This is a genomic window from Pseudoalteromonas sp. AWM4_233 (assembly GCF_056158285.1).
In genome coordinates this window covers 1-6575 of record NZ_JBSWSZ010000058.1, presented here as the reverse complement: position 1 = coordinate 6575, position 6575 = coordinate 1, and the positions used below count along the sequence as shown (strand labels likewise).

Annotated in this window: 6 protein-coding genes and 2 pseudogenes; 6 read left to right on the top strand and 2 right to left on the bottom strand. The window is 44.2% G+C overall.

Going from position 1 to position 6575, the window contains the following annotated elements; all coding sequences use genetic code 11:
* Positions 1–229 precede the first annotated feature (229 nt).
* On the top strand, positions 230–523 hold the full coding sequence (locus tag ACXAC4_RS19840; protein ID WP_475160356.1) for a hypothetical protein: 294 nt from the start codon (positions 230–232) through the stop codon (positions 521–523).
* 6 nt (positions 524–529) lie between these two features.
* Here ACXAC4_RS19840 and ACXAC4_RS19835 read toward each other — a convergent pair.
* A pseudogene (locus tag ACXAC4_RS19835) lies at positions 530–706 on the bottom strand (acyl-CoA thioesterase); the annotation flags it as partial.
* Positions 707–827: 121 nt separating this feature from the next.
* On the opposite strand from ACXAC4_RS19835, the gene ACXAC4_RS19830 reads away from it, so the two are divergent.
* The 5 genes and pseudogenes from ACXAC4_RS19830 (at position 828) to ACXAC4_RS19810 (ending at position 5949) form a co-directional block, all read left to right on the top strand.
* Positions 828–1025 carry a hypothetical protein gene (locus tag ACXAC4_RS19830; RefSeq protein ID WP_475164919.1) on the top strand — a complete coding sequence of 66 codons (198 nt, stop codon included), beginning with the start codon at positions 828–830 and terminating at the stop codon, positions 1023–1025.
* A pseudogene (locus tag ACXAC4_RS19825) lies at positions 1007–2650 on the top strand (condensation domain-containing protein); the annotation flags it as partial. The gene ACXAC4_RS19830 and the pseudogene ACXAC4_RS19825, both read left to right, overlap by 19 nt.
* Positions 2651–2774: 124 nt before the next feature.
* Positions 2775–2972, top strand: coding sequence for a condensation domain-containing protein (locus tag ACXAC4_RS19820; protein WP_475164918.1), 198 nt, complete (start codon positions 2775–2777; stop codon positions 2970–2972).
* Positions 2957–3535 carry a condensation domain-containing protein gene (locus ACXAC4_RS19815; RefSeq protein WP_475164917.1) on the top strand — a complete coding sequence of 193 codons (579 nt, stop codon included), beginning with the start codon at positions 2957–2959 and terminating at the stop codon, positions 3533–3535. The genes ACXAC4_RS19820 and ACXAC4_RS19815 overlap by 16 nt, the downstream gene beginning before the upstream one ends.
* Before the next feature lie 26 nt (positions 3536–3561).
* The gene (locus ACXAC4_RS19810; RefSeq protein ID WP_475164916.1) at positions 3562–5949 is read left to right on the top strand and encodes an amino acid adenylation domain-containing protein; all 2388 of its coding nucleotides are present in this window, start codon (positions 3562–3564) and stop codon (positions 5947–5949) included.
* A gap of 78 nt (positions 5950–6027) precedes the next feature.
* Here the strand turns inward: ACXAC4_RS19810 and ACXAC4_RS19805 are convergent, their stop codons facing one another.
* The gene (locus ACXAC4_RS19805) at positions 6028–6492 is read right to left on the bottom strand and encodes an ABC transporter ATP-binding protein (RefSeq protein ID WP_475164915.1); all 465 of its coding nucleotides are present in this window, start codon (positions 6490–6492) and stop codon (positions 6028–6030) included.
* Positions 6493–6575: the final 83 nt, after the last annotated feature.

The window sequence follows — 6575 nt, the reverse complement described above, 5'->3', positions numbered from 1 at the left end:
TTTGTTTGATTTTACTGGTTGGATTACGTATTGCTAAGGTTAACGACGGTTAGATTCACCTCTTACACAGCACCTGGTTTATTGCCACTAACCATCAACCACATGAGTATGAGCGAGAATTATTGATGCAGTGCAAGATCATCAGCCTTAAAGAATCATTTTGCTTCTAGAACAATATTTAACCTTAAGGGAACGAAGAGTACTTCAAGAGGGAGTGATGAGAGTGAACATGGGATTTGAACACAATATTGATGTCGTATGTAGAAAGGTAATATTAAAATATAGCTGTGAAGAGTTACACAGTTCGATTAAAGATTCGCTTATATCGAGAAAAACAAAACTAAATGAGCTTGTTTCTCAGATCCAAGATGGCTTAGTGAGCCCTAAAAACTTTGAACTCTTGATTGAAGAGCAGAAGTCATTATTAATTCACGATTTAAAAACGAATAAACATAATCAGCAGCAAATAAATGACATTGCAAATATGGCCATTTATGAACTTGCTAAGCATGCTCTTAATTAAAATAATTTATTCTTCTACTGTGCGATGAAGCAAGGATTCAGTTTCAATCGCTATTTCTTTCATTTTAATTGCATATTGCTCTAACTTTTTCTGCTCTTTGGTTTTTGCTACAAACTGTGGCACTGGTACTGGGTAACCTGCTTTATCCATCGCAATAAAACTAATAATGCAATGATTACTTTCAGATAGAATATTGTTTTGAGGTGCTGTGTAAGAGGTGAATCTAACCGTCGTTAACCTTTAGCAAATGGTGATCTTAACCGTACTGCGTTCATTACGTATTGCTAAGGTTAAAAGAAACAGGATGACAGAACCCTCCAGCACCTCAGATCAACTAGATGTTGCATCGTGGGTGGAACATCTAACAGTAGACGAGCTACAACATGCCGATATTGATGCCATATTTGAACAGTATGGTAAGACAATGAGCTTGGCTAATGGTCAGCTACTACGGTTAGTGATGCTAAGTGATAGTAAAGGGCAATGTGGTCTGATGATCTAGCCCATCACTTGTTGATTGATGGCGTTTCTTGGCGTGTGTTGTTGCCTCAGCTTAAATCACTAACTCGCGCGGAAGTTTCCGATCATGACATCGTCATTCTAAATGAAGTCACGGGTATTAATACGTGGTCTCATGCACTACATAATTATTTGGATGTCGCTGTTCAGCAAATGGTGGATTGGCGAGCACGAGAAAGTCGTCCTGTCATGCCGTTCAAACCTGCGCAGGAGGATTGCCGGGTTAAGCATTGCCGAAATAAACTGGCAGCTGCTACCACAGAGCGTGTGCTTGAGTTCGGTCAACTGTCAGAGTCGATTGATATTGAAGAAATCTTACTTTCATCCGTAAGTGCAGCCATTGCTAATGTGTTTGGCAACGAGGCGATTAAATTCAATCTTGAATCTCATGGGCGAGAAGAGTTTGACTCGTCTATCAACCTAAGCCAAACCATGGGTTGGTTTACCACAGAGTATCCTTTGGTTGTGGCGTTGCCGGAATCAGGGACAACGGTTGACTTGCTGCGTGAGGTAAAGCAAGCCAAACGGAGTATTAAGGATAAAGGGTTGGGGTATATGGCTTTGCTCCATCTTGATAATCCGCATCGTAACGAGTTAAAAGGACTAGCAAGTCGTTATAAGTCATCGGTACTCTTTAACTATTTGGGCCGATTTGAGCAATCGTCAGAGAAATGGTCGCCGCAAAGTCGAGCTGGAAAATTTGCTGATACCTTTGCTGTTCTGTTAGACAGTGAACAAGCACTACAGCACGATCTCGAACTGAATATCTTTGTCGATGAAAATGCAGCCGCGCCCGCATTTGCATTGAACTGGTCATGGAACGAATTCCAGTTTAGCCAAAATGAAATCGATGTTATTAGTGACAAAATTGAAGAGAATCTGAATTCCATTGCTGATTGGCTTTCTTCGAGAACAAGGTTGGCTGAAGAGCTAAAAGTGGCAGCAGAATTGACGGTTGCCGGTATTTCATTGCCACAAGCTTCAAGCCTTGAAAAGCGATATGGAGAGCTTTCCGATGTGCTTCCTGCCTTGCCTTTACAAGAAGGGTTATTATTCCAGTCACAACTGGGTGATGAGAACAGTAATTACAATTCAACAACGCGCTTAACCTTTAACGGTGAGATCAATATTGAACATGTTAAGCGTGCTCTTAATGTGGTGATAAGCCGTCATCCTCAATTAAAGGCTAAGTTTGATAGCGATATGCTGGGTAAAACCGTTCAGCTTATTCCTAAGGAGCTTGGTGAGTGGCCAATCGAGAGTCATAGCATTACTTCGATGGAAGAAAGCGAACAGCAAGCGTATCTGACTCGTTTTGAGAAAAGTGAACTAACGCGCCAGTTTGATCTCAGTAACTCTGAACAATCACTATTAAATGCGAGTGTGATTTATCATGGTGATAACCAAAGTACTTTGTACATCTCAGCTCATCACTTGGTGGTTGATGGTTGGTCGACACCGATTTTGTTGAGAGATTTCCTAACGGCATATGCGAGTGGCGCTGATGTCTTAACGCCGATTAGCGCAAGTTATGCCAGTGTTGTTGAGCAGCTTACAGGAAGAGATAAAAAAGCCGCTCAGCAACGATGGGTGGATGTGTTACAGGGCGTGAATCCAGCCATTGCATTCGAAGATATCCCCGTCACAGATAGGCTCAACGAGCTCGAACTGTTTATCCCAGAAGACAGAGACTCGAGTGATCAATCAGCTACTTCGCCACTATGGCCTTACCATGAACTCATTAATGCAAGGTGTTTGGTCGAGCATTCTTGGCAGCATGATGGGCAGAGAAGATGTGGTTTTTGGTACGCCGATATCAGGCCGCTTTGGTCATGTGGAAGGGATTGATGAACATATTGGTTTGTTCAGTAATACCATTCCGGTAAGGATGAAACTTGAACCAGATCGTAGAGTTTGCTTGAGCAGCTAAAAGCGCATCAAGAAATTCAGATTCAATTACTAGAGCATGATGAGCTTGGTTTGGGTGAAATTCAGCAATTGGTTGGCGGCGAAACGCTATTTGATACGCTGCTGGTGGTTGAGAACTATCCAGACCATTCTGATTGGCTTAACAAAGACTATGCAGGGGCACAGCTGTGCAATATTCATAACCGTGGCTACACTCATTACCCATTAACGGTCTTAGTGTTACCCGGTGAGCAGATCCATATTCTGTTTGAATACCGCGATACAGCGGGTATCGCTGAGCAAGTAATGCAGCGCTTTGAACAAGTGTTAGATGCGATTATCGAATCACCAGAGGCAAGCTTGACCCAGTTAGATTTACGTCTTGCTGATGAAGTTGAGTTACAGCAGCGTGTCAACCAGACCAAAGTTGCGTTACCAGAGCAAACCTTGCGTTCGCTGATGGTGCAACAAGCTGAGAAAACGCCCGAAAAACTTGCTTTGGTTGATGAAGAACGAAGTTTCACTTATCGCGAAATGAGAGGGCAGGTAAAAGCGATAGCGAGTGTTACTGGCAGCACAATGTGAGTGTTGGCGATATTGTTGCCGTTGCTTTGCCAAGAAGTACGAAGTTAAGTCTTGCGTTCAATAGTATTATTGAATGTGGGGCCGCTTACTTACCGCTTGATGTGGGTTATCCAGACGAAAGGTTGGCGTACATGGTCAATGATGTGAAGCCTAAGCTGATCATCACGACATCTGAGCACCAAGCGCGCTTTTCTGCATTCGGAGAGTTGCTGATTTTGGATGAACTTCCTAAACCAGTGGCTTCCACGCTGACGGAAGAGAAGGATGGGCTTGCGCCTTATCATGGGGCCTACATTATCTATACATCTGGCTCGACAGGGAATCCGAAAGGCGTGTTAGTTTCGCATCAGGCTATCGTAAACCGCCTGAAATGGATGCAGCATGAATATACACTCAATGCGCAAGATGTGGTCTTGCAAAAAACGCCATGCAGTTTTGATGTTTCCGTCTGGGAGTTCTTCTGGCCGCTGATTGAAGGTGCGAGCTTGGTCATGGCACCACCGGAATCGCATAAAGATCCGGAGTGGTTAATGCAGATCATCAATGACTACAAAGTGACAACCATGCACTTTGTACCGTCTATGCTTGCTGCGTTTATGGCATCGATAGAAAACAGTCATGAACAAGGTGAGCGTGTCGCTCGAAGCTTACAGCGTGTTTTCTGTTCTGGTGAGGCATTATCGAAGGAACTGTCTAATCAATATGCACGCTGGATAGAGGCGCCATTACACAACTTATATGGTCCAACTGAGGCGGCGGTTGATGTGACGTATTGTCCGGCTTTTGGTTCTATTTTAGCTGAAAGCTTAGGGACGAGTGTGCCGATCGGTCTACCCGTATGGAATACGCAGGTGTATGTGCTAGATAGCTTCCTGAGAGAAACGCCAGTGGGTGTCCCCGGTGAGTTGTATCTAGCTGGTGATCAATTGGCTATCGGCTATTTGAACCGCAGTGGATTAACGGCAGACAGGTTTATTGCGAATCCGTTCTCGAATGGGGAGCGTATGTACCGTACAGGAGATGTTGTTCGTTGGCTACCCTCTGGAAAAATCGAATACCTTGGTCGAAGTGATGATCAATTAAAAATTCGTGGTCAACGGATTGAACTGGGAGAAATCGAAACGGCGCTTCAATCGCTTGCAGGTGTTAAGCAGGCCCTTGTCTGTGCAAAATCCTTGAGTAATGAAGAGGGCATGGCGGGTGCGGATGATCGCCAGCTTGTGGGTTATGCGATCCTCAATGATGGTGTCGAAACGGAGAGTGAAACTCTGCGCAGCAAACTGGCAGAGCATTTGCCAGCTCACATGGTTCCTGTTGCCATTATCTTGATGGAAGAATACCCATTAAGTGCCAACGGCAAACTTGATCGCAAAGCGTTGCCTCTCCCAAGTGACGTTGTTACTGGTTCTGGGCGAACGGCACGACCAGGGATGGAAACTCAACTTGTGAGCATATTTGCTGACGTGTTAGGGCTGGATACTCTGTCTGCAGAAGATGATTTCTTTGCCTTAGGTGGTCACTCATTAATAGCAATGAAGCTGGCAGCAGATATTCGTCGAATTCTTAATGTTCCTGTGACCATTGGTCAAATCATGGTGAATCCAACACCAGAGAAACTGACGGCATTATTATTAGACGATGAAGCGCTAAACGATCCAACTCTTGCTGGCTTTGGTGAAGTCCTGCCAATAAGAGCGGGATCTGGTCCCGCGCTCTTCTGCATCAATTCAGCCTCTGGCTTCGCGTGGCAATATACAGGTTTACCTAAATATCTGGATGGTCACTATCCAGTGTTTGGTCTGCAATCACCACGTCCAAATGGTGCCATCTCTGCGGGGAGAGACATGGAAGATGCTTGTGATATTCATATGAAAGCATTGAAGCAATTACAGCCTGAAGGGCCATACCATTTACTAGGCTATTCCTTTGGTGGAACAGTAGCTCAAGCATTGGCATCTAAACTGCAACGTCAAGGTGAAGAAGTTGCATTCTTAGGCTTGCTAGATACCTACCCACCTGAAGGCCAAGATTGGGAAGGGCCAATGAATGAAGAGGCGCAAGACGAGATCGAAAGAGAAAAGGATTTGTTCTTAGCAGCAAATGACATTACAGATGATGAATTGGACAAGCAACGTATGGCGATGTTTAAAGATATTACATCGAACTATGAAGATGCTGTTCTGCTATTATCTAGTGCAAAATCATCACTTTATGATGGTGAGGTGAATTTGTTCGTGGCTGAACGTACCTTACCGGAGGGGTATGACATTGATGCGCATTGGAAGCCATTTATTACCAGCTTGCACAAGCATTATTTTGAGTGTTCGCACGAAGATATTATCGCGCCTGGAAACGTTGGTGATGTTGGGGAGCAGCTAAATACGTTGCTTAGTGGACTCCCAAGTTTGAAGTAACAAAAATAAAACCGGCGAAATCGCCGGTTTTTATTGGTGTAAATTCTTTATGTGAAACGCATGATATCGTCAGAAACGCTAGTCGACTCTAGAATCTCGAGGAATGATCATTGGCGTCTTGGTTAAGGGTCGGGCATTACTAAACAACGTAACCCATATACGTGTTGGATCAGTGTTTCTGGTGATCACCGTATTGGGTGTTCCTTCTGCAACGACCTGTCCTGAATTCATCACGATTAAGTGATCAGCATAACGACATGCATGATTGAGATCGTGCAGCACCGCAACGATGGTTGAACTGTTTTGCCGATTCAGTTTTCTAAATAAATCCAATAGTTCAATTTGATGTGCAATGTCTAAATAAGTTGTCGGTTCATCTAACAGTAAATAAGGTGTTTTTTGCGCCAGAACCATGGCAACCCAAACACGTTGCCGCTGTCCTCCGGACAATGCTTCAACGTTTTGCCTTAGTAATGGCTCAACCTGAGTTGCCTCTATCGCTTGTTGTACGGCCTGTTCGTCAGCTTGTGTCCAGCGTTTCAAAAATGATTGATGAGGGAAGCGCCCTCGACATATCGAGATCGTGAACAGTTAAGCCAGATGGCGCAATTGCAGATTGGGGCAAT

Excerpts from the sequence above, each read along its gene's own strand:
- ACXAC4_RS19840 (WP_475160356.1), top strand. The coding sequence starts at position 230 with ATGGGATTTGAACACAATATTGATGTCGTATGTAGAAAGGTAATATTA.
- ACXAC4_RS19820 (WP_475164918.1), top strand. The coding sequence starts at position 2,775 with ATGAACTCATTAATGCAAGGTGTTTGGTCGAGCATTCTTGGCAGCATG.
- ACXAC4_RS19830 (WP_475164919.1), top strand. The coding sequence starts at position 828 with ATGACAGAACCCTCCAGCACCTCAGATCAACTAGATGTTGCATCGTGG.